The organism is Sphingobium cupriresistens (assembly GCF_004152865.1).
GTDB classification, from domain to species: Bacteria; Pseudomonadota; Alphaproteobacteria; order Sphingomonadales; family Sphingomonadaceae; genus Sphingobium; species Sphingobium cupriresistens.
In genome coordinates, this window is the sequence record NZ_SEOO01000034.1 from 1 (window position 1) to 21396 (window position 21396).

Genomic DNA, 21396 nt, shown 5'->3' on the forward strand with positions numbered 1-21396 from the left:
AACCTTCCCGACTATGCTCTCGCCGGGCAATACCAGTCCATGCCACCATTCACTCCATCTTGTCGCAAAGACGGCTGAATCACAACATGCTGGTATTGCTCAACAACTTTCGGATCGGGCTCTTAGATGAGGCTACGCTGGAAAATATTGATCTGCTTTCTTGGAGTACTGATCGTATTATTTATTGCTGGTACCGTCTATATTTTTACCAGAGAACCTCCACCTGCAAAAATCGTGGATGCCGGGCCAACCGGCAAAAGAATAGATAGTGACGGGGTCTTCGGAAATTATTTTCCTGCAAATGGAAAAGAGGTCCAGCCAGCCATTCTGGTTCTTGGAGGGTCTGAGGGCGGTCTTGCGATTGACGTCACCAGGCAGGCGTTGGCGTTGCAGAAAAGCGGCTATAATGCGTTGCATCTCGCTTACCATAATGCGCCGCACAAAACCGGAAAAATGAAAAATATTCCGGTCGAAGATTTTGCAAAAGCTCTGGACTGGTTGAAAACTCAGGACGGCGTGGATTCTGACCGGATAGGGATAATTGGCTATTCAAAAGGCGCAGAAGCGGCACTGCTGATCGCAACACGCTATCCTGGTATCAGGGCCATAGTCGCGGGTATGCCGTCCAGTGTATTCTGGGATGGCATGTCTCCCGAAAGTTTCGTAATGTCAAATGCCAGCAGTACCTGGTTAGAAAATGGCAAATCCGTAGCAAGCCTGCCATATGGATTGCCAGGAGGCGATGGTGGAATGCTGTCGGTATTCAACAAGGGTCTGGCGCGGCTTGATGAATTTCCTGATGCCGCTATTCCGATAGAAAAGTTCAAGGGTGACTTGCTTCTGGTGTGCGGCGAAGTCGATAACCTGTGGCCTTCATGCTTAATGTCAGAGCAGATCATAAGACGCGCAAAAGCAGAAGGCGGTCCAGCGGTAAGATTGCTGCGCTATCCAGATGCGGGGCACGGCGTAATGGGGATAGCCGCTGGAGAAAGCGACAAGTCCATCAAAATGTTTGCGAGAATGGGTGGAACGATCGAGTCTAATAATGATGCGCGGAGAGATAGCTGGAGCAAAATCCTGGCGTTTTTCGATGAGAAGCTGAGGCAATAGCAGAATGGCGTGCGTATCTGTTAGGGTTGAAGAGTGCTCAGCTGCGCTGCCTACTGATCAAATCTGATGCTCCCTTGCCGCAGAATGACCGATAAATAGGTGAAACCTGTTAGGGGCCAGCCCAGCAAAATCATTGTGACGAATCGCCCATTAGCGTTTGGCCAGCTATCGCAGCCGAATGCAGCGATCATCCGCTTGCACGTCGTCGGTTCCAGAGATTTTTCAGGCCAGAATTATTAGGGCCTTTTTGGGGGCTTTAGGCAAGATTAAATCGAATAATATGAAATAAAATCAATTAATTCAATGAATTAATTCGAGTCCCTCCTCCCAAATATCATCCCATCGACAGACATCGCCCTTGCCTCCCGTCGCAAAGCGCGCCAATCAGCGGCGCAAACAGGGCAAAGAGGATAGTAGGCGGATGAGCTATTATGACGTTCTGATCGTGGGCGCGGGCCATGCGGGCGCGCAGGCGGGAATCGCGTTGCGGCAGGCGGGCTTCGAAGGATCGATCGCGATGATCGGTGATGAGAAATATCCGCCCTATGAACGTCCGCCGCTGTCCAAGGAATATTTTGCCGGCGACAAGAGTTTCGACCGCATCCTGATCCGCCCCGCCACCTTCTGGGGCGAACGCAATATCGACATGCTGCTGGGCAAGCGCGTGAAGAATGTCGATCCGGTGGGCAAGTTCGTGACCGCGGGCGACGAGGAGATCGGTTATGGCAAGCTGATCTGGTGCACCGGGGGCAGCCCCCGGATGCTGACCTGCAACGGCGCGGACGCGCGCAATGTCCATGCCGTGCGCCGTCGCGACGATGTCGATGCGATGATGGCCAAGATCGACAGCATCACCCATGTCACCATCATCGGCGGCGGCTATATCGGGTTGGAGGCCGCGGCCGTCCTGTCCAAATTCGGCAAGACAGTGGTGCTGCTGGAAGCGCTGGACCGGGTGCTGGCGCGCGTCGCGGGCGAAGACCTGTCGCGCTTTTACGAAGCCGAGCATCGCGCCCATGGCGTCGACCTGCGCACCGGCGCGCGGATGGATTGTATCGAGGTCACCGACGGGAAGGCGACCGCCGTTCTGATGCAGGATGGCGAGCGGATCGAAACCGACATGGTGATCGTGGGCATCGGCATCATCCCCGAAACCGGCCCGCTTATCGCGGCGGGCGCGGCGGGCGGCAATGGCGTGGACGTCGACGAATTTTGCCGCACCTCACTCGACGACATCTATGCCGTGGGCGATTGCGCCGCCCATGCCAACCGCTTTGCCGGCGGCGCGCAGATGCGTCTGGAATCGGTCCAGAACGCCAACGACCAGGCGAAGGTCGCGGTCGCCCATATCATGGGCAAGGAAGAGGCCTATGACGCCGTGCCCTGGTTCTGGTCGAACCAATATGATCTGAAACTCCAGACGGTGGGGCTGTCGACCGGCTTCGATCAGGCGATCCTGCGCGGCGACCCTGCAACACGCAGCTTCTCCGTCGTGTACCTGAAGGGCGGCAAGGTGATCGCGCTCGATTGCGTCAACATGGTCAAGGATTATGTGCAGGGCCGCGCCCATGTGATCGGCGGCGCGGCGCTGGACGTGGCGCAACTGGCCGATGCCAGCGTGCCGTTGAAGGAAGTCGGCCTGGCTTGAACGGCGGGCGCGCCGTTCAATTCTGGCTGGAAACGAACGGCGTGCGGCATGGGAAAATAGCAAATTGGGTGGTTAGCGGACATAGGAAATCCGTTCGGGCTGAGCGAAGTCGAAACCCTCTGCCGAGCGGAGCGAGGTCAAATGCTTCGCCTCCGCTCAGCAACGCCCTTCGACTTCGCTCAGGGCGAACGGGTTGCCAGGGTCGACCGATGGTCGCGACCGGCCGTTTCGCTTACCGGGCTGCGCCGCTAAGTTCGTCCACTTCTGTCAATTCGGGAGCGGAGGTCATCGCCAGTATTCCGCCAGCATCGCTAGCACGCTGCGCTGTTGCGCTGCGTTGCGGTGTTTTGGCGCGCCATAGCCGCGGCATTCCAGGCAGTCGGCGCGGACGCCGGCGCCCATGACCAGCGCCTTGACGTCCGACACAGCCTGCATCGCCCAGCCGCGCTGGATCAGCGCCTGGCGCGCGAGCATGTCGCGCGGCGGGGCGCTGGCGTCGCCCTGTTCGCGGTCGGCGACCGACTGGACGAAGGCGGTGAAGCTGTCGGGTTGCTTTTCGATATAATAGGCTTTCGCCTTTGCCGGATCGAGTTTCGCGCGGCGGGCGGCTTCGGCGATGGCCTCCTCCAGACCGCCGAAGCGATCCACCAAGCCGATCTGGCGCGCAGTGCCGCCGTCCCAGACGCGGCCCTGCGCGATGGCGTCGATCGCTTCCGGCGACTTCTTGCGCGATTGCGCGACAAGGCCGACGAAGCGGCGATAGATATTCTCGACGCCCAATTGCATGATCTGGTCGAATTCCGGCGTGGTGCCGCCCGCGATATCGGGCTGGCCGGACAGCGGCGTGGTGCGCACGCCGTCGGTGGTGATGCCCATCTTGGCCAGCGTGCCTTCGAAGCTGGGCAATATGCCGAACACGCCGATCGACCCGGTGATCGTGTCCGGTTCGGCGAAGATGATGTCGGCCGGGGTAGACACCCAATAGCCGCCGCTGGCCGCGACATTGGCCATGGAGACGACCACGGGCAGGCCGTCACCCTTGGCCTTCAGGATCGCGCCGCGGATCTTTTCCGACGCCATGACGGAGCCGCCAGGCGAATCGACGCGGACGACGAGCGCCTTCAGTTCCTTTTCATCGAGCGCGGTCAGCAGCAGGTCGGAAATGGTGTCGCCCGCCGCGGTGCCGGGGCCGGCTTCGCCATCGACAATGTCGCCCGCGATCGTCAGCACGCCGATCTGGCCGTCATTGGGGGGCTTGCGCGCCTTCACATAAGACGCAAGGTCGATCGTGGCGAAGCTGCCCGCCTTGTCGCTGGCGGCTTCACCCGCGATCTGGGCGACACGCTCGCCGAAGGCCGCTTCGTCGCCCAGCTTATCGACCAGCCCGTTGGCCAGCGCCGCTTTGCCCATGTCGCCCCCGGCCGCCTGCGCTGCGGCCAGCGGGTTGGCGGCGTAGGCGGCGATCTTCGCCTTGGGTCGCGCCTTGGCCACGTCGTCCTGCCAGCTTTGCCAGAGCGAACCGGCCAGCGCCTGGTTGGCCTGTTTGGCTTCAGGCGATTGTTCCGCGCGGGTGAAGGGTTCGACGAAGCTCTTATAGGTGCCGACGCGATAGACATGGGTGTTGACGCCCAATTTGTCGATCAGACCTTTATAATAGAGGTTCGATCCGCCCCGTCCCATGATCGCGACGCCGCCCAGCGGGTCGCTCCACACTTCGGTGGCATGGGCGGCAATCTGGTAGCCGTCGTCGCTGTAGAGGGTGGCATAGGCCAGCACCGGCTTCTTCGCGGCGCGCACCGCGTCCAGCGCTTTGCCCACGCGCGCCATGGCGACCTGGCCGCCGCCCAGGAATCCATCGAGGTTCAGCACGACCGCCTTGACCTTGGCATCCGTCTTTGCAGAGTCGAGTGCGGCGACGATCTCGGACAGGCGATACTCCTTGGCGTCCGGGCCGGAGCCGGAGAGCAAGGCCATCGCGCCGATCTCGGCCGGTTGCTCGACGATGCTGCCATTCAGGTCGAGCAGCAACGCACCCGACGACACGGTCTTGCCCGGCTTTGGCGAGTAGGAGAGGGCGGCGTAGAGTGCGCCGAAGAAGAGCAGCAGGAAGAGCAGGACGAGGCCGTCCTTGATCGCGACCAATATGCGCCAGGCGCCCTTCACAAATGCCAAGTTTCTGCTTCCTTCCGTTGACCCTGTCTGGCTATCCGATGGATGCGCCGACTGCAATGTGGGGGGCACGGATCGGGCGACAAGCTTGCGCGCGCGATTTAGCGCGTTATGGGGAGCCATCATTCGCCGTTATCGTGCAGGAGACGCGCCCAATGCCCACTCTCGTCCTCATCCGCCATGGCCAGTCGTCATGGAACCTGGAAAACCGCTTCACCGGCTGGTGGGATGTGGACGTGACCGAGAAGGGCGCCGAAGAAGCGCGCGCCGCCGGTCGCCTGATGGCGGAGAAAGGTCTGGATTTCGACCAGTGCTATACCAGTTTCCAGACCCGTGCGATCAAGACGCTCAATCTGGCGCTGGAGGAAATGGGGCGGCTGTGGTTGCCGGTCGAGAAGGACTGGCGGCTGAACGAGCGCCATTATGGCGGGCTGACCGGCCTGAACAAGGCGGAAACGGCCGCCAAGCATGGCGACGATCAGGTCAAGATCTGGCGTCGCAGCTTCGACATTCCGCCGCCGGTGCTGGAAGCGGGCAGCGCATTCGACCTGTCGGCCGACCGCCGCTATGACGGTATCGCCATCCCGTCGACCGAGAGCCTGAAGGACACGATCGCGCGCGTCCTGCCCTATTGGGAGGCGACGATCGCGCCCGACCTGAAGGCCGGCAAGCGCGTGCTGATTTCGGCGCATGGCAATTCGCTGCGCGCGCTGGTGAAGCATCTGTCGAACATTCCCGATGACGAGATCACCCATCTGGAAATTCCGACCGGCCAGCCGATCGTCTATGAACTGGCGGACGATCTGAGCGCGATTGATCGCTATTATCTGTCGGAACGGTAAGGGCCGGTTTACGCAAATCTACATTGCCCCTTGGCGGCCCGACCGCTAAGGGGCTTTGCTTTCCGGGCGACCTGTCGCGTCGCTCGTCCCAGGGGAAGCAGCATATGAGCGGGGCAGTCACGGTCGGCATCATCATGGGGTCGCGGTCCGATTGGGACACGATGCGCCATGCCGCCGAAACGCTCGAAGCGCTGGGCGTTCCCCATGAATGTAAGGTGGTGTCGGCCCACCGCACCCCGCAGCGCCTCTATGACTATGCCACCGGCGCAGTGGGCCGCGGCCTGAAGGTCATCATCGCCGGGGCTGGCGGGGCGGCGCATCTGCCCGGCATGACCGCGTCGATGACCCGCCTGCCGGTGCTGGGCGTGCCGGTCGAATCCAAGGCGTTGAAGGGCATGGATTCGCTGCTGTCCATCGTCCAGATGCCCGGCGGCATTCCCGTCGCCACGCTGGCCATCGGCAAGCCCGGCGCGATCAATGCGGGGCTGCTGGCGGCATCGATCCTGGCCACCACCGACGATGCGCTGGCCGACCGGCTGGACGCCTGGCGCGCACGCCAGACCGAGGCCGTCGCCGAAACCGTCGAGGATTGAAGGCAGGATCATGACGACCATCGCGCCTGGCGCCACCATCGGCATTCTCGGCGGCGGCCAGCTCGGTCGGATGATCGCCACCGCAGCGGCGCAACTGGGCTATCGCACGCATATTTACGCGCCCGAAGAGAGCGGCCCGGCCGCCGACGTGTCGCCCACCTGGACGCGGGGTGCCTATGAGGACCCGCAAGCACTGGGCGATTTTGCCGACAGCGTCGATGTCGTCACCTATGAGTTCGAGAATATCGATCCCGCCGCGGTCGAGATACTGTCCACCCATGGGCTGGTCCGCCCCGGCGCGCAGGCGCTGCGTGTGGCGCAGGACCGGCTGGCGGAGAAGCGCTTCGTTTGCGACCTGGGCGGGCTGACCGCGCCCTTCGCGTCGGTCGAAAGCCTGGACGATCTGGAAAGCGCGATCGAGCAGGTCGGCAGCCGCGCGATCCTGAAGACCAACCGCATGGGCTATGACGGCAAGGGGCAGGCCCGCCTGTCCGAGCCGGGCGATGCGGTGGGCGCGTGGAACGCGATCGGGCGGCAGAGCGCGATTTTGGAAGGGTTCGTGACCTTCGACCAGGAATTTTCCGTGATCCTGGTGCGCGGCCATGACGGCGCGGTGCGATTTTGGGATTCGGCGGCCAATGTGCATGTCGATGGCATATTGGCGACCTCGACCGTGCCCGCGGGCGCGCTGATCGAGGGGCAGATGGCGCAGGCGCGCGGCATGGCGCAGAAGATCGCTGACGCGCTCGATTATGTCGGCGTGCTGACCTGCGAATTTTTCGCCAGCGCCGACGGGCCGGTATTCAACGAAATGGCGCCGCGCGTGCATAATAGTGGCCACTGGACGATTGAAGGCGCGGTGACGAGCCAGTTCGAGAACCATGTCCGCGCGATTTGCGGCCTGCCGCTGGGCGATACTGCGCTGGCAGCGCAGGTCGTGGCGATGCGCAATCTGATCGGTGACGATGCTGACGACTGGCTGGCGATCCTGTCCGACCCGGCGAACCATCTGCACCTCTATGGCAAGCATGAGGCGCGGCCTGGGCGGAAAATGGGGCATGTGACGCGGTTGACGCTGTGAGCGAAATCGTCCTGGTCCTCGCCCGCGCCGACAATGGCGTGATCGGCAAGGATGGCGACCTGCCCTGGCGCCTGCCCGCCGACCTCAGGCATTTCAAGGCGGTGACGCTCGGCCATCCGATGGTGATGGGACGCAAGACGTTCGACAGCCTGCCCGGCCTGCTGCCCGGCCGCCGCCATATCGTGCTGACGCGCGATTGCAACTGGCGCGGGGAGGGGGCGGAGGTCGCCTATGATATAGACGGGGCGATCGCGCTGGCTGATGCGCCGACCGTCATGGTGATCGGGGGCGCGGAAATCTATCGGCTGTTCCTGCCGCGCGCTGACCGGATCGCACTGACCGAGGTGCATCTGGAGGCGGCGGGCGACGCCAGCATCGCCTATCCCGATCCGGCGTACTGGCGGGAAACGGCGCGGGCGGACCATGACGCGCTGGATGGGCGACCGGCCTATAGTTTCGTGACGTTGGTGCGGGGTTAGCCATCATGGCCTGCCGCGCAGGCGGGAGCGCAGTCCTGAGCGTGGAACTGGGGTTCCGCCTGCGCGGGACGCGGGCGCGACGAAGGATGGAACAGCGCATTGCCACGCCCCATCCACCCCCCTATAGGCCGCGGCATGGAGCGGCTTAGCAGCAGCGCCCCGATCCCTGCGCATCTGCGCGGGAGCATCATGGCGCTCGGCAATTTCGACGGGTTTCACGCGGGCCATCAGGCGGTGGTCGCGCGGGCGATTGCGCGCGCGCGGGCGGAGAGGCGTCCGGCGATCGTCGCCACATTCGATCCCCATCCGGTACGGCTGTTCCGGCCCGATACGCCCTGGTTCCGCCTGACGACGCTGGACCAGCGACAGGCGCTGTTCGCGGCGGCGGGGGCGGACGCGATGCTGGTGTTCGCCTTCAACCCCGCGATGGCGGCGATGCGCGCAGAGGAATTCGCCGCGTTTCTGGTGCAGGATATGGGCGCGGCCGGGGTCGTGACGGGGCAGGATTTCACCTTTGGCAAGGCGAAGGGCGGCAATGTCGCCACGCTCGCCGAACTCGGCGCGGCGCTGGACATGGTGGCTGAGGCGGTGCCGGCCGTGACCGACGACAGCGGCGAGATCGTCTCCTCCAGCCGTATCCGCGATGCGCTGAAGGCCGGCGATTGCGCCACCGCCACGCGGCTGCTGACGCGGCCCTTCACCATTCAGGGGGTGGTGCAGCATGGCGACAAGCTGGGCCGTACCATCGGTTTTCCGACCGCCAATATCGACATGGGCCATTATCTGCGGCCGGCCTATGGCATTTATGCGGTGCGCGGGCTGTTGGCTGACGGGCGGGTGCTGGATGGCGCGGCGAACTTGGGTATCCGTCCCAGCTTCGATCCGCCCAAGGAATTGCTGGAGCCGCATTTCTTCGATTTCGCCGAAAGCCTCTACGACCAGATCATTGAGGTGCAGTTGATCCACTATCTGCATCCCGAGTTGAAATATGACGGGCTGGACGCGCTGATGGCGGGGATCGCGAAGGACTGCGTGGACGCGCGGCAAATCCTTGCGGGAACGCCTTACGTCGCTTAAGGCACGCTCTCCATTCACCCCGTTCGTCCTGAGTAGCCATTGAGCGAAGTCGAAATGGTGTATCGAAGGACTGGGCCTTGGCGCGGATGCTTCGATACGGGCCTTCGACAAGCTCAGTCCCTACTCAGCACGAACGGTTTTGCGTTCTAGTGCCGGACCCATCATGACCGACCAGCCCGATTATAAGTCCACCGTCTTCCTGCCCGTCACCGACTTTCCGATGAAGGCCGGCTTGGCCCAGAAGGAGCCGGCGATCGCCGCCAAGTGGGAGGCGATGGGTCTGTATGACCGCCTGCGCGAGAAGCGGGTCGGGCGTGAGCGCTTCATCCTGCATGACGGCCCGCCTTACGCCAATGGCGACATCCATATGGGCCATGCGATGAACAAGGTGCTGAAGGACATCATCGTCCGCAGCCAGTCGTTGCTGGGCAAGGATGCGCCCTATGTGCCCGGCTGGGACTGCCATGGCCTGCCGATCGAATGGAAGATCGAGGAGGAATATCGCAAGAAGAAGCTGAACAAGGATGAGGTGCCCGCCGCCGAGTTCCGCGCCCAGTGCCGCGCCTATGCCGACAAATGGGTGGGCGTGCAGAAGGAGCAGTTCAAGCGTCTGGGCGTGATGGGCGATTGGGCCGATCCCTATCTGACCATGAAGTTCGACGCCGAAGCCACCATCGTGGGCGAATTGCTGAAGTTCGCGGAAAGCGGGCAACTGTATCGCGGGGCCAAGCCCGTCATGTGGTCGCCGGTGGAGAAGACCGCGCTGGCCGAGGCGGAAGTGGAATATGAGGATGTGACCTCGACCCAGATCGACGTGGCGTTCGAGATTGCCGAAGCGCCGAACGCGCCGGAACTGGTTGGCGCCCATGCGGTGATTTGGACGACGACGCCCTGGACGATCCCGGTTAACCAGGCGATCGCGTTTGGGGAGGCTGTAGATTATTCTATCGTGTCTTGCGTCGACCATGATGGAAAATCGCTTGGGCGTTTTCTCGTCGCAACCGATCTTGTTGCGGCCTTTCAGGCACGAGCAGATGCAGCCCTCCGAGGGACGGAGAGTCCTGAGCTTGTTGGTGTTTGGAGTATCGATGGCTTCGTCCATGGCACCGACCTCGCCGGCGCCATCGCCCGCCACCCGATGCACGCGCTCGGCGGCTTCTTCGCGCGTCCGCGCCCGCTGCTGCCCGCCGACCATGTCACCACCGACGCGGGCACCGGCCTCGTCCATATGGCGCCCGACCATGGCGAGGAGGATTTCCTCGCCTGCAAGAAGCTGAGCATCGATCCGGTTTTTGCGGTCAATGACGCGGGCTTCTATCGCGACGACTGGGAGTGGCTGCCGGGGCAGGGCAGCGTCATCAACACCAAGTTTAATGGCGTGGACGGTCCGATCTGTAGCGACCTGCGCGCCGCGGGCGCCCTGCTGAGCGCCAGCGACTTCCGCCATAGCTATCCGCATAGCTGGCGGTCGAAGGCGCGGATCATCTATCGCTGCACGCCGCAATGGTTCATCCCGATGGATAAACCCCAAGACGGCGGGATTGCCGACGTCGATGGCGGCGTGATGCCGACCCCGATCGTCACGGGCAACGGTCCGACGTTGCGTGAAATCGCGGTCGATGCGATCGCACATACCCGCTGGGTGCCCGAGCGCTCGACCAACCGCATCCGTTCGATGGTGGAGGGCCGTCCCGACTGGGTGATCAGCCGCCAGCGTGCCTGGGGCGTGCCGATCGCCCTCTATGTCCATCGCAAGAGCGGGCAATATCTGGTTGATCCGGCGGTCAATGCCCGCATCATCGATGCGTTCAAGGGCGCGGGGGCGGACGCCTGGTTCGGGGCGGATCATCAGGCGCTGCTCGGCTCCGACTATGACCTTGCCGACTATGAGGTCGTGAACGACATTCTGGACGTCTGGTTCGATTCAGGTTCGACCCACAGCTTTGTGGTCGAGGGCCGCTATGGCGAAGGGACGCGCGCCGACCTCTATATCGAAGGGTCGGACCAGCATCGCGGCTGGTTCCAGTCCTCGCTCCTGGAAAGCTGCGGTACGCGGGGCCAAGCGCCTTACAAGGCGGTGCTGACCCATGGCTTCGCGCTGGACGGTACGGGCAAGAAAATGTCCAAGTCGTTGGGCAATGTCGTCGATCCGCTCAAGATCATGGGCGAGAGCGGCGCGGACATTTTGCGCGTCTGGGTCGCCAGCACCGACTATTTCGATGACGTGCGCATCGGCAAGGAAGTGCTGGCCGGATCGTCCGACGCCTATCGCAAGCTGCGCAATACCTTCCGCTATATGCTCGGCGCGCTGGCCGACTATGATGAAGAGAGCGAAGCGGTGTCCTATGCCGAGATGCCGGAGCTGGAGCGCTATATGCTCCACCGGCTGGCGGCGCTGGACGCGGAACTGCGCGCGGTGGTGGACAAGAGCAAGGGCAGCGAGACGTGGCTGGAATTCAGCCGCTATACCCGCGCGCTGTTCGATTTCGCCAATAGCGACCTGTCGGCCTTCTTCTTCGATATCCGCAAGGATTGCCTCTATTGCGATGCGAAGAGCGACCCCAAGCGTCGCGCCTATCGCACGTTGCTGGATACGCTGTTCCATGCGCTGGTCCGCTATGCCGCGCCGATCATCCCCTTCACGGCGGAAGAAGTGTGGCAGAGCCGCTTCCCGGATGAGGCTGACAGCGTGCATTTCCTGGAATGGCCGGAAGTCGACCATCATTGGATCAACGCGCATCTGGACGACAAGTGGACCGAATTGCGCAGCCAGCGTGAGCAGGTGAACGAGGCGATCGAGCCGCTGCGCCGGGAAAAGATCGTGCGGTCCAGTCTGGACGCCGACGTCACCATGGGCGAATTGGTGCCGGTGGGCGATGTCGACTTTGCCGAAGTCGCGATCGTCGCGCGGGTGACCATGGGTGAGGGCGATGGCATCGTCGTGACGCCCAGCGACTGGCATAAATGCGGCCGCTGCTGGCGCAAGCTGCCGGAGGTGACGGAGGACGGGACGCTGTGCGACCGTTGCGACGGGGTGTTGAGGGCATGAGCGCCATCAATCATCGCCCACTGGGGCTGACCGTTGCGATCGTGACGCTCGCGCTCGACCAGCTCGTCAAATATACGGTCACCTATCCGCTGGCGCTGAAAAGCCGGGTGGAGGGGATCGACATCCTGCCGTTCTTCCGCCTGCGCTGGCTGGAAAATCGCGGCGTATCCATGGGCTTTTTCCATGCCGATACCGACACGGCGCGCTGGGCGCTGGTGGGGATGACGATCCTGATCTCCGCATTTGTCGGCGTGTGGATGTGGCGCGAAAAGGCGCGGCAGGATGTCGCGGCGCTGGGGCTGGTGCTGGGCGGGGCGATCGGCAATATCGTCGATCGTGTGCGGCTGGGCTATGTCATTGATTATGCGGACCTGCATATCGGCGAGTGGCGGCCCTTCCTGATTTTCAACCTGGCCGATGCCGCCATCACCATCGGCGTGTTGATCCTGCTTGCGCGGGCGTTGCTGCTGCGCGACAAGGGCGCAAAGACGGAGACTTTGAAGTAATGCGTAAACTGATCCTCGCTGCCGGCCTTGTGTCCACCCTGTCCGCCTGCGGCGGCGGCGGCGGGCTGTTCAACCGCGAGCGCCCCGATGAATTCGCCGTCTCGCGCCAGGCGCCGCTGGTGATCCCGCCCGACTTCGCGCTGGTGCCGCCCGCGCCGGGCACCCCGGCGGCGGCGGCGGTCGATTCGCGCAGCGAAGCGATGCAGGCGATGTTCGGCGGTCCCGCCGCGCGCAGCGCATCGGAAAGCGCCGCGTTGAACGCGGCGGGCCGCGCCAATGCGGCATCGGGCATCCGATCGTCGGTGGGCGATCCAGACACCCAGGTCGTGGACAAGGGCGCCACCACCCGCGACATCATCGCCGCGCCCGAAGGCGACGGCCAGGAAGCCCGCGCTGCGACGCCCCAGCCCTGATCAATAGGGCTTGATTATCCAGACGGCGCGGTTGGCTTAGCCGCGCCGCCGGACGGCCGATAGCTGATCTGCGCCTGACCCGTCGCACGGACGGGCAGGTGCAATCCCTGGCCATAAGCGTGAATCTGACCTATATCGAACCTGTCGGCATGGGCATGGATGACGAAGGCGCCTTCCCGCCTTTCCGCGATGGCGCGGGCGATCTTGCGCTTGAGTTCCACGATATCCTTGGCGAAATTCTGACCAAGCGCGCTGGCGATCAGGCTGGAGAAGCCGGGGCTTCGCCCGATCGCCAGCAGCATATCGCCACTGACGCCGTCGGTATCGCCAGTAATGACCGGATCGACAAAGCCCACGCGCGGCGAATTGACGGCATTGACCGGACGCGCCGCCAGCCAGATGCGGCCATGGATATCCTCCGTCGAATCGGCCAATCGCGCGGTGACATCCACGCCCACCGCGACACGTCCGCCCGTCGCCCCATAGCAGGTCACGTTGGAAAAGCGCGCGGACACCGGGCCGATGCCGGGCAGGTCGAACGGACGCGCAGCGCGTTTTGACAGGGCGCGCTGGATGACGGGTTGAAGCTGGCGATAATCCGCCGTCACCGGCAGATGGAAGGACAGGCGGTTGCGCACCGGCGCTCGGTTGAGTGGGGGCAAGGCCGTCGGCCGGGGCGCTGCCGGGGCATCGCCGACAAAGGTTTCCGTGATCGCCTCCATGCCTAGGTCCAGCCGAAGCGAGCGGCCGCGCATCGTGTAACCGTTGTAGAAGATCTTCTGCGGGCTGATGCGCATCCAGACTGGCGGATTTTGCCTGTTCAACTCCAGCGTAGCGAAAGCCTGACGCCAATATTTTTCCGCTTCGCCGCGCAGGTTCATCCGGCTGAGTTCGCGCGGCAAATCCCGTTCCAGCCTGGCGACGACGGGGCGCAGTTTTGCATCGGCTTCGTCGGTGAAGCGAATGCGCTGACCCAGGAAATCGATGCCGGGCGGCGCGGTCCAGTCATAATGGAGCCGCACCGTCCCCTTAGGTGTCCAGTCGCGCGCCAGGTCGATGGTGATGCGCGCCTGCACCATGGCCGATCCGGTGGCGGTTTCGCCTTTCAGCACACCGCCCACGTCGCGCGCGCTGATGCTGGCATGGATGGGCAGGTCGGCGACGATCTCCCGTCCCTCGCCGCGCAGGCTGACCGGGCCGCGGGTGACGGTGCCGACGATGGTGCAGCCGATGGGCGGCGTGACCTTTAACTCGCCGCCGAATATCTTGACCTTTTGCGGCGCGACACAGCGCGGTTCGCGCCGGTTGATGGTCCACAGGATGCGCGGCACCGCCTGTTCAATCGCCGCCCGCAATGCGCTGGCGTCGGCATCGACCGGCACCGCGATCAGGGACTTTTCCTGGGGCGCCGGTACAGGATCCGATGCGCGGGGCGGCGCAATGTCTACGGGCTTTTGCTGGCACGCGGCGCATAAGATTAACGCGAGAAGGGCCGGCGACAGTTTAGGCAAAGCCCGCGAAATCAACTGAAAATGCGCCGGCAACCGTTTCCTCCGCTCCTGATGATCATGCCGTTCAGCGTATTGACGGCACGGTTGATCCATTACGTTTGCGGCGGGAATTTAGTTCCTGTCTTTGGTCAGGCCCGCGCCTCTGCGCCGACGCTATTGTGGCGCAGGGCGGTCAGGACGGTGTCGACGATCGCGTCGGCGTCCAGACGGGCGTCGGCATATTGTTTTTCGGGCTTGTCCTGATCCTGGAAGATGTCGGGCAGGCGCAGGGTGCGCAGCTTGAGGCCGTTGTCGATCAGGCCGAGATCGCTGGCCAGCGTCAGGACATGCGCGCCCAGGCCGCCGATCGCGCCTTCCTCGATGGTCACGGCCACTTCATGGCTGGTCAGCAGCTTTCGGATCAGCGCTTCGTCCAGCGGCTTGGCGAAGCGCAGGTCGGCGACGGTGGTGGACAGGCCCTTGGCCTCCAGCGCTTCGGCGGCTTTGAGCGCTTCTTCGAGGCGGGTGCCGAGCGACAGGATGGCGACCTGACGCCCTTCGCGCACGATCCGGCCTTTGCCGATTTCCAGCCGTTCGGGGATTTCGGGCATGGCGACGCCTGTGCCGTTGCCGCGCGGGTAGCGCAGCGCGATCGGGCCGCTATCATACATGGCGCAGGTATGGACCATATGAACCAGTTCGGCTTCGTCCGCCGCAGCCATCACCACCATATTGGGCAGGGTCGCAAGATAGGTGACGTCGAAACTGCCCGCATGAGTCGAGCCGTCGGCGCCGACCAGGCCGGCGCGGTCGATGGCGAAGCGGACGGGCAGATTCTGGATCGCGACGTCATGCACGACCTGGTCGTAGGCGCGTTGCAGGAAGGTCGAATAGATGGCGCAGAAGGGACGCATCCCTTCGGCTGCAAGGCCCGCGGCGAAGGTCACGGCATGTTGTTCGGCGATGCCGACGTCGAAGCTGCGGTCGGGGAATGCCAGTTCGAACTTGTCGAGGCCGGTGCCCGACGGCATCGCCGCGGTGATGGCGCAGACCTTGGGATCGCGTTGCGCTTCGGCGATCAGCGCCTGGGCAAAGACATTGGTGTAGCTGGGCGGTCCCGGCGGAGCTTTCGCCTGGGTGCCGGTGACGATGTCGAATTTCTGGACGCCATGATATTTGTCCGCCGCCGCTTCGGCCGGGCCATAGCCCTTGCCCTTCTGCGTGACGACATGGACGAGGCACGGCCCTTCGGCCGCGTCGCGGACATTTTCCAGCACGGGGATCAACTGGTCGAGATTATGGCCGTCGACCGGGCCGACATAATAGAAGCCCAGTTCCTCGAACAGGGTGCCGCCCATCGCCATGCCACGCGCGAACTCGTCCGTCTTGCGCGCGGCATTGTGGAGCGGGCGGGGCAGTTTGCGGGCGAGGCGCTTGGCCAGGTCGCGCAGGCCCAGAAACTCACGGCTGGACACCAGACGGGCGAGATAGGCGGACAGGCCACCGACCGGCGGAGCGATCGACATGTCATTGTCGTTGAGGATGACGACCAGGCGATTGCCGGCCGCGCGGGCGTTGTTCATCGCCTCATAGGCCATGCCTGCCGACATGGCGCCGTCGCCGATCACGGCGATGCCCTTGCCAGGGCGATCCTGCATCTTGTTGGCGACGGCGAAGCCCAGCGCGGCGCTGATCGAGGTGGAGCTGTGCGCCGCGCCGAAGGGGTCATAATCGGATTCGGCGCGCTTGGTGAAGCCGGACAGGCCGCCGCCCATGCGCAGGGTGCGGATGCGGTCGCGCCGGCCGGTCAGGATCTTGTGCGGATAGCATTGATGACCGACGTCCCACACCAGCTTGTCCTGCGGCGTGTCGAACACATAATGGATCGCGGTCGTCAGTTCGACCACGCCAAGGCCGGACCCCAAATGACCGCCGGTCACGCCGACGGCGGAGATCACCTCCTGCCGCAATTCGTCGGCCAGTTGCCGCAACTGGTCAGGCTTGAGGGCGCGCAGGTCCGACGGCCAGACGACCTGGTCGAGAAGCGGCGTGGAGGGGCGATCGTTCATCGAAGACATAGACTCGTGTAGCGGCTAGGCCGTTCCGTGGGCAAGCGCAACGGCGCTCTTTAGGCCGCGCACCTGGCGCAGGTGCCCAATATCTCGATCACCGGCCGTTCGGCATGGAAGCCTTCATGTGCGGCGATCGCGCGCACATCGCCGGTCACCTTGTCGTCATCGACATGGGTCGCCTGCTTGCAATTGCGGCAGACCAGGAAGATGCAGTCATGGTGGCAGCCGGGATGGGCGTTGGCGATATAGGCGTTGGCGCTTTCCACCCGCATCGCGATATTGTTGGTCACGAACAGGTCGAGGATGCGATAGACGCTGTTGGGCGCGACGCGCTTGCCGCGCGCCTTGGACACGGTATCGGCGATGTCATAAGCCGAGGCCGGTCGTTCCTCCGCCGCGAGCGCGTCGAAAATGGCGGCGCGCATGGGCGTCCATTGTTCTTCCTGCGCCTCCAGCGTCAGGCGCGCGGCGTCGGCGAGCTTCGTGCCGGTCGGTTCATGATGGTGGTGATGGTCGGCCATGGCGTCAATCTAGGCTTGCAGGGGACCGGGGGCAAGGGCGGTGCGTCAGCGCTGCCCGAAGGACCATGCGGCCCATAGCCAGCCCGCGATCATCAACATGCCGCCGATCGGCGTGACCGCGCCCAGCCATTTGGGTCCGCCCAGCGCCATGGCGTAGAGGGTGAGGGCGAAGATCGCCGCGCCGACGAGCATCAGCGCCGCCGCGCCGCGCGCAACGCCGATGAGGGCGACCGCGGCGACGGCGTGGATCAATTGATAGAGGCCGCCGGTGCGCAGCCATTCCGCCGCCTTGGGATCGGCGACGCCATGCGCGCCGAACGCGCCGGCCCCTATCGCCAGCGCCGCGGACAGGCAGGCCAGTATCGCGATCATGCCTTTTCTCCATCCCCTCTGCTGAGCAGCCGCATGGACTTGCCGGGGCGATACATCAAGTCCTTGGCCGCGAGCAGACTGCCATGTTCGGTCTGGAGCGCCATGCGTTGCGCGTCATTCTGGCGATATTGGCGCTCGACTTCCTCGACTTCTTCGTCCGGTACGCCAAGCGACTGCATCGCCTGTACGCCCATGCAGATGGCCGATTCATAGACTTCGCGGACGATGCCGGCGAGGTCCATATCCTGCAATTCCAGCACCTGTCGCCGGTCGAAGGCGCGGACCATCAAGGCGGCTTGGGGGAAGGCTTCGGCGATCGGCTGGAGCGCGCGCGAATCGAGCGAGGGGTCGTCGATGCAGAAGGCGATGAGGCGCGCTTCGTCCGCGCCGGCGCGGTGGAGCAGGTCCATGCGGGTGCCGTCGCCATAATAGACCTTCATGTCGAACCGGCTCGACACCTCGATCTGGGCGGGCTTCTTGTCGATCAGGGTGACGCCGAAGCCATGGCCCATCAGCATCTGCGCGACGGTCTGGCCGAAGCGGCCATAGCCCACGATGATGGCGGAGCCGCGCGGGGCATCTTCCGGGCCGGGCAGGTCGTGATCCCTGGGCTTGGCGAACTCGAAGCGCCGGGCGAAGAGCATCAGGAAGGGCGTCGTCGCCATGGAGAAGGTGACGATGGCGGCGAACAGGCTGGCCGCCTGCGGCGCGATGAGCAGGGCGTTTTGCGCCTGGGTGAAGAGGACGAAGCCGAATTCGCCACCCTGGCTGAGCAACAGGCCCGCACCCAGCGCCGGGCGCCATTCCATGCCGAACAAGCGGGCGAGGCCGGTGATGATCGCCGCCTTGGTCGCAACCAGAACCACCGCCATGGAGAGCACGAACAACGGATTGGCGGCGACGGCGCGCAGGTCCAGCACCATGCCGACGGCAAGGAAGAAGAGGCCGAGCAGGATCGAGCGGAATGGCTCGACGTCGGATTCGATTTCATGCCGGTAGGGCGAATCGGCGAGCATGACGCCCGCGACGAAGGCGCCCAGCGCGGTCGAGAGGTGCAGGCTGTGCATCAGCGCGGCGGCGGCCAGCACGGTGAAGAGACCCACGACGACGAACATCTCGCGCTCGCCCATGCGGCCCACCAGCCCCAGCAGCGGGCGCAGGATGAAGCGGCCGGCCAGCACGAGGCCGGCGATGGCGGCGACGGTGTAGCCCGCCATCATCCAGCCCGGCGGCCCCCCGGCATCGGCAGGATTGCGCGACAGGGCGGCGACGATGGTGATGAGCGGGACGATCGAGAGATCCTGGAACAGCAGGATCGAGAAGACCTTCTCACCGAAGGGGGAGTTGATGCGGCCGCTGGATTTCAGGCCCGGCAGCACCTGCGCGGTGGAGGAGAGGGCGAGCGGCAGGCCGAGCGCGATCGCCGCGCCCCAGCTGAAGCCGGTCGAGTAGAAGATGATGGCGGTGAGGATGCAGCCGCACAGCACCACCTGCGCCAGGCCGAGCGCGAAAATGTCGCGTTTCAGGCGCCAGAGCCGGACGGGATGAAGTTCGAGGCCGACGAGGAACAGCAGCAGGACGATGCCGATTTCAGCGATGGCGAGTTTCGATTCGCCGCCGCCGACAAGGCCCAGGCCCTGCGGTCCGACCAGTGCGCCCGCGACAAGGTAGCCAAGGACCGCACCGAGGCCGAAGCGGCGGAAGAGCATGACGAACAGCACGGCGGCGCCGAGCAGGATGACGCCTTCGGACAGGAGAATGTCGGTGGCGCTGACGGCCTGATGCGCTTCCATCAGGCGTCTGCTTGTCTGGCGGCTTCGGCGATCGCTTCGAAGCCGAGGCGAATCGAGGCGTGGCGAGCCGGGTAACCGCGCGCGGGGGCGAGGACGGCGAGGCCGGGCCAGAATTCGAGATCATCGCTGTCGCCCGACAGATAGGCGGCCAGCCTGTCGCGGGCGTCGGCCAGTTCCTGCGCCGTCAAGCCGATGGCGTGACCGGCCATCAGCGCAGCGGAGGCCTGTCCCAGCGCGCAGGCCTTCACGTCCAGACCGAGATCGGCGAGGCGGCCGTCGGTCATCCGCACGTCGGCGGTGACGCGCGACCCGCAGGTGGGGGAGCGTTTTTCGACGCTGGCCTGCGCGTTCGGCAACCGCTGGTGGTGCGGGATGCCGGCGGCGAGCCGCAATATGTCCTTGTTATACAGGGGGGCGTTCATGAAGGTCCATGTAGGGCAGGATCGGCGCGGGGTGAAGGCGGGGAATGGTCCCAACCGAAATAAGCCGGCATCCTTGTCTCGACCGGTCCCACCGCCTATCGCCCAGCGCATGAAGATATTGGTCGATGCCGATGCCTGCCCCGTGAAGGAGGAGATCTACAAGGTCGCCTGGCGGCATGAGATTCCCGTGACGATCGTGAGCAACAGCCCGATCCGCATTCCCGCCCATCCGCTGCTGGACCGGGTGGTGGTGAGCGACGGGTTCGATGCGGCGGACGACTGGATCGCCGAGCGGGCCGATGGGGCGTCGGTATGCATTACCGCGGACATATTGCTGGCCGATCGTTGCCTGAAGGCGGGGGCGACCGTGATCGCGCCCAACGGCAAGCCTTTCACCCATAGCTCGATCGGCGCGGCGATAGCGACGCGGGCGATCATGGCGGATTTGCGGGCCGGCGGCGATCAGGTCGGCGGGCCGCCGCCCTTCGGCAAGAATGACCGCTCGCGCTTCCTGCAGGCGCTGGACGAGACCATCGTCCGCCTGAAGCGGGGGCGGTGATGCTCGACGCTGATACAGGCATTTGGGATGCGATCGTGCTGGGCGCGGGCGCGGCGGGGATGATGTGCGCCGCGACCGCCGGGCAGCGGGGCAAGCGCGTGCTGCTGGTCGATCATGCCGATGCGGTGGGCAAGAAGATCCTGATTTCCGGCGGCGGGCGGTGCAATTTCACCAATATCCATACCGCCGCCGACCGATACCTGTCGGCCAATCCGCATTTCGCCAAGTCGGCGCTGGGGCGTTACACGGCGCAGGATTTCATCGGACTGGTCGATCGTTATGGCATCGCCTGGCATGAAAAGACGCTGGGGCAATTATTCTGCGACGGGTCGGCGAAGCAGATCGTCGCGATGCTGGAGGAGGAGTGCGTCAAAGGCGGCGTGACGCTGGCGCTGGGGCAGCCGATCGCGCATGTCGATCATGGCGAGGGCCTGTATCGGGTGACGATCGGCGGGACGGTGCATCGCGCGCCCGCGCTGGTGCTGGCGACCGGGGGACCGTCGATCCCCAAGATGGGCGCGACCGGCTTCGCCTATGATGTGGCGCGCCATTTCGGGTTGAGCATCGTGCAGCCGCGCCCGGCCTTGGTGCCCTTCACCCTGGGGCCGGAGGAGGCGCTGTTCCAGTCGCTGGCGGGGGTGTCGGCCGATGTAGAAGTGCGCTGGAACAAGACGCGCTTTCGCGAGGCCGCGCTGTTCACGCATCGGGGGCTGTCCGGACCGGCGATGTTGCAGATTTCCTCCTACTGGCAGCATCGCACGCCGATCCAGGTGGATTTCCTGCCGGACAAGGCGGCGGACTGGCTGCTGGCGGAGAAGCGGGAGCGGCCGCGGGTGATGCTGCGCCGGGTGGTGGCGCAGGCGCTGACCGAGCGGCTGGCCGATACGCTGCTGGAGCGAATCGGGGTGCAGGGCGAGATGGGCAACCTGTCGGACAAGGCGCTGCGGCAAGTGGCCGCGCGGCTGGGCGACTGGGCGTTCGCGCCGTCGGGGACGGAGGGCTATGCCAAGGCAGAGGTGACGGTGGGCGGCATCGCGACGGCCGGGCTGTCGTCGCGGACGATGGAAGCGGCCAAGGCGCCGGGGCTGTATGCGATCGGCGAGGCGGTGGATGTCACCGGATGGCTGGGGGGCTATAATTTCCAATGGGCCTGGGCCAGTGGCGTGGCGGCCGGACAGGCATTGTAGGAAACTCGCCTCC

The 21396-nt window shown here is 64.4% G+C and carries 19 protein-coding genes; 12 read left to right on the forward strand and 7 right to left on the reverse strand.

Going from position 1 to position 21396, the window contains the following annotated elements; all coding sequences use genetic code 11:
- Window positions 1-126 precede the first annotated feature (126 nt).
- Together EWH12_RS16990 and EWH12_RS16995 are read left to right on the forward strand one after the other, a co-directional pair.
- On the forward strand, window positions 127-1110 hold the full coding sequence (locus tag EWH12_RS16990) for an alpha/beta hydrolase family protein (RefSeq protein ID WP_129927297.1): 984 nt from the start codon (window positions 127-129) through the stop codon (window positions 1108-1110).
- Between the two features lie 421 nt (window positions 1111-1531).
- On the forward strand, window positions 1532-2758 hold the full coding sequence (locus EWH12_RS16995) for an NAD(P)/FAD-dependent oxidoreductase (RefSeq protein ID WP_066601123.1): 1227 nt from the start codon (window positions 1532-1534) through the stop codon (window positions 2756-2758).
- Between the two features lie 285 nt (window positions 2759-3043).
- Here the strand turns inward: EWH12_RS16995 and sppA are convergent, their stop codons facing one another.
- Window positions 3044-4930, reverse strand: a complete 1887-nt coding sequence (gene sppA / locus EWH12_RS17000; RefSeq protein ID WP_129927298.1) for a signal peptide peptidase SppA — start codon at window positions 4928-4930, stop codon at window positions 3044-3046.
- Window positions 4931-5082: 152 nt separating this feature from the next.
- Between sppA and gpmA the strand changes: the two genes are divergently transcribed.
- The 8 genes from gpmA (at window position 5083) to EWH12_RS17040 (ending at window position 12967) form a co-directional block, all read left to right on the forward strand.
- Complete coding sequence (gpmA, locus tag EWH12_RS17005) at window positions 5083-5769, forward strand: 2,3-diphosphoglycerate-dependent phosphoglycerate mutase (protein ID WP_066601126.1); 687 nt, start codon at window positions 5083-5085, stop codon at window positions 5767-5769.
- A gap of 104 nt (window positions 5770-5873) precedes the next feature.
- Window positions 5874-6362, forward strand: a complete 489-nt coding sequence (purE, locus tag EWH12_RS17010; RefSeq protein WP_129927299.1) for a 5-(carboxyamino)imidazole ribonucleotide mutase — start codon at window positions 5874-5876, stop codon at window positions 6360-6362.
- Window positions 6363-6372: 10 nt separating this feature from the next.
- Window positions 6373-7443 carry a 5-(carboxyamino)imidazole ribonucleotide synthase gene (locus EWH12_RS17015; protein WP_129927300.1) on the forward strand — a complete coding sequence of 357 codons (1071 nt, stop codon included), beginning with the start codon at window positions 6373-6375 and terminating at the stop codon, window positions 7441-7443.
- A complete protein-coding gene (locus EWH12_RS17020; protein ID WP_129927301.1) occupies window positions 7440-7922 on the forward strand; it encodes a dihydrofolate reductase in 483 nt (160 codons plus the stop codon). The genes EWH12_RS17015 and EWH12_RS17020 overlap by 4 nt, the downstream gene beginning before the upstream one ends.
- Before the next feature lie 135 nt (window positions 7923-8057).
- Complete coding sequence (locus EWH12_RS17025; protein ID WP_129927302.1) at window positions 8058-8999, forward strand: bifunctional riboflavin kinase/FAD synthetase; 942 nt, start codon at window positions 8058-8060, stop codon at window positions 8997-8999.
- A 163-nt stretch (window positions 9000-9162) separates the two neighbouring features.
- On the forward strand, window positions 9163-12048 hold the full coding sequence (ileS, locus tag EWH12_RS17030) for an isoleucine--tRNA ligase (protein ID WP_129927303.1): 2886 nt from the start codon (window positions 9163-9165) through the stop codon (window positions 12046-12048).
- Window positions 12045-12554: a signal peptidase II gene (gene lspA / locus EWH12_RS17035; RefSeq protein WP_066601136.1), complete on the forward strand. Its 510-nt coding sequence runs from the start codon at window positions 12045-12047 to the stop codon at window positions 12552-12554. The genes ileS and lspA overlap by 4 nt, the downstream gene beginning before the upstream one ends.
- A complete protein-coding gene (locus EWH12_RS17040) occupies window positions 12554-12967 on the forward strand; it encodes a DUF3035 domain-containing protein (RefSeq protein WP_066601137.1) in 414 nt (137 codons plus the stop codon). Before lspA ends, EWH12_RS17040 begins: the two co-directional genes overlap by 1 nt.
- 14 nt (window positions 12968-12981) lie before the next feature.
- Here EWH12_RS17040 and EWH12_RS17045 read toward each other — a convergent pair whose 3' ends face one another.
- The 6 genes from EWH12_RS17045 to EWH12_RS17070 form a co-directional block, all read right to left on the reverse strand.
- Window positions 12982-14511, reverse strand: a complete 1530-nt coding sequence (locus EWH12_RS17045; RefSeq protein WP_340640837.1) for a DUF4403 family protein — start codon at window positions 14509-14511, stop codon at window positions 12982-12984.
- A 95-nt stretch (window positions 14512-14606) separates the two neighbouring features.
- Entirely contained in the window at window positions 14607-16535 is a 1929-nt protein-coding gene (gene dxs, locus EWH12_RS17050; protein WP_207212428.1) for a 1-deoxy-D-xylulose-5-phosphate synthase, read from the reverse strand.
- A 50-nt stretch (window positions 16536-16585) separates the two neighbouring features.
- Window positions 16586-17050 (reverse strand): Fur family transcriptional regulator, encoded by a 465-nt coding sequence (locus EWH12_RS17055; protein WP_066601140.1) that lies wholly within the window; start codon window positions 17048-17050, stop codon window positions 16586-16588.
- A gap of 45 nt (window positions 17051-17095) precedes the next feature.
- Entirely contained in the window at window positions 17096-17422 is a 327-nt protein-coding gene (locus EWH12_RS17060) for a DUF423 domain-containing protein (protein ID WP_066601141.1), read from the reverse strand.
- Window positions 17419-19215 (reverse strand): cation:proton antiporter domain-containing protein, encoded by a 1797-nt coding sequence (locus EWH12_RS17065; RefSeq protein WP_129927305.1) that lies wholly within the window; start codon window positions 19213-19215, stop codon window positions 17419-17421. The genes EWH12_RS17060 and EWH12_RS17065 overlap by 4 nt, the downstream gene beginning before the upstream one ends.
- The gene (locus EWH12_RS17070) at window positions 19215-19637 is read right to left on the reverse strand and encodes an iron-sulfur cluster assembly scaffold protein (protein WP_066601145.1); all 423 of its coding nucleotides are present in this window, start codon (window positions 19635-19637) and stop codon (window positions 19215-19217) included. The genes EWH12_RS17065 and EWH12_RS17070 overlap by 1 nt, the downstream gene beginning before the upstream one ends.
- Window positions 19638-19746: 109 nt before the next feature.
- Here EWH12_RS17070 and EWH12_RS17075 point away from each other — a divergent pair, with 109 nt between their 5' ends.
- Together EWH12_RS17075 and EWH12_RS17080 are read left to right on the forward strand one after the other, a co-directional pair.
- Window positions 19747-20196: a YaiI/YqxD family protein gene (locus EWH12_RS17075; protein ID WP_066601147.1), complete on the forward strand. Its 450-nt coding sequence runs from the start codon at window positions 19747-19749 to the stop codon at window positions 20194-20196.
- Window positions 20196-21383, forward strand: coding sequence for a BaiN/RdsA family NAD(P)/FAD-dependent oxidoreductase (locus EWH12_RS17080; protein WP_129927306.1), 1188 nt, complete (start codon window positions 20196-20198; stop codon window positions 21381-21383). The genes EWH12_RS17075 and EWH12_RS17080 overlap by 1 nt, the downstream gene beginning before the upstream one ends.
- Window positions 21384-21396: the final 13 nt, after the last annotated feature.

What these genes read in the sequence shown, in the direction of transcription:
- EWH12_RS16990 (WP_129927297.1), top strand. Translation starts at nt 127, where the DNA reads ATGAGGCTACGCTGGAAAATATTGATCTGCTTTCTTGGAGTACTGATC.
- EWH12_RS16995 (WP_066601123.1), top strand. Translation starts at nt 1,532, where the DNA reads ATGAGCTATTATGACGTTCTGATCGTGGGCGCGGGCCATGCGGGCGCG.
- gpmA (WP_066601126.1), top strand. Translation starts at nt 5,083, where the DNA reads ATGCCCACTCTCGTCCTCATCCGCCATGGCCAGTCGTCATGGAACCTG.
- purE (WP_129927299.1), top strand. Translation starts at nt 5,874, where the DNA reads ATGAGCGGGGCAGTCACGGTCGGCATCATCATGGGGTCGCGGTCCGAT.
- EWH12_RS17015 (WP_129927300.1), top strand. Translation starts at nt 6,373, where the DNA reads ATGACGACCATCGCGCCTGGCGCCACCATCGGCATTCTCGGCGGCGGC.
- EWH12_RS17025 (WP_129927302.1), top strand. Translation starts at nt 8,058, where the DNA reads ATGGAGCGGCTTAGCAGCAGCGCCCCGATCCCTGCGCATCTGCGCGGG.
- ileS (WP_129927303.1), top strand. Translation starts at nt 9,163, where the DNA reads ATGACCGACCAGCCCGATTATAAGTCCACCGTCTTCCTGCCCGTCACC.
- lspA (WP_066601136.1), top strand. Translation starts at nt 12,045, where the DNA reads ATGAGCGCCATCAATCATCGCCCACTGGGGCTGACCGTTGCGATCGTG.
- EWH12_RS17040 (WP_066601137.1), top strand. Translation starts at nt 12,554, where the DNA reads ATGCGTAAACTGATCCTCGCTGCCGGCCTTGTGTCCACCCTGTCCGCC.
- dxs (WP_207212428.1), bottom strand. Translation starts at nt 16,535, where the DNA reads ATGTCTTCGATGAACGATCGCCCCTCCACGCCGCTTCTCGACCAGGTC.
- EWH12_RS17055 (WP_066601140.1), bottom strand. Translation starts at nt 17,050, where the DNA reads ATGGCCGACCATCACCACCATCATGAACCGACCGGCACGAAGCTCGCC.
- EWH12_RS17060 (WP_066601141.1), bottom strand. Translation starts at nt 17,422, where the DNA reads ATGATCGCGATACTGGCCTGCCTGTCCGCGGCGCTGGCGATAGGGGCC.
- EWH12_RS17065 (WP_129927305.1), bottom strand. Translation starts at nt 19,215, where the DNA reads ATGGAAGCGCATCAGGCCGTCAGCGCCACCGACATTCTCCTGTCCGAA.
- EWH12_RS17070 (WP_066601145.1), bottom strand. Translation starts at nt 19,637, where the DNA reads ATGAACGCCCCCCTGTATAACAAGGACATATTGCGGCTCGCCGCCGGC.
- EWH12_RS17075 (WP_066601147.1), top strand. Translation starts at nt 19,747, where the DNA reads ATGAAGATATTGGTCGATGCCGATGCCTGCCCCGTGAAGGAGGAGATC.
- EWH12_RS17080 (WP_129927306.1), top strand. Translation starts at nt 20,196, where the DNA reads ATGCTCGACGCTGATACAGGCATTTGGGATGCGATCGTGCTGGGCGCG.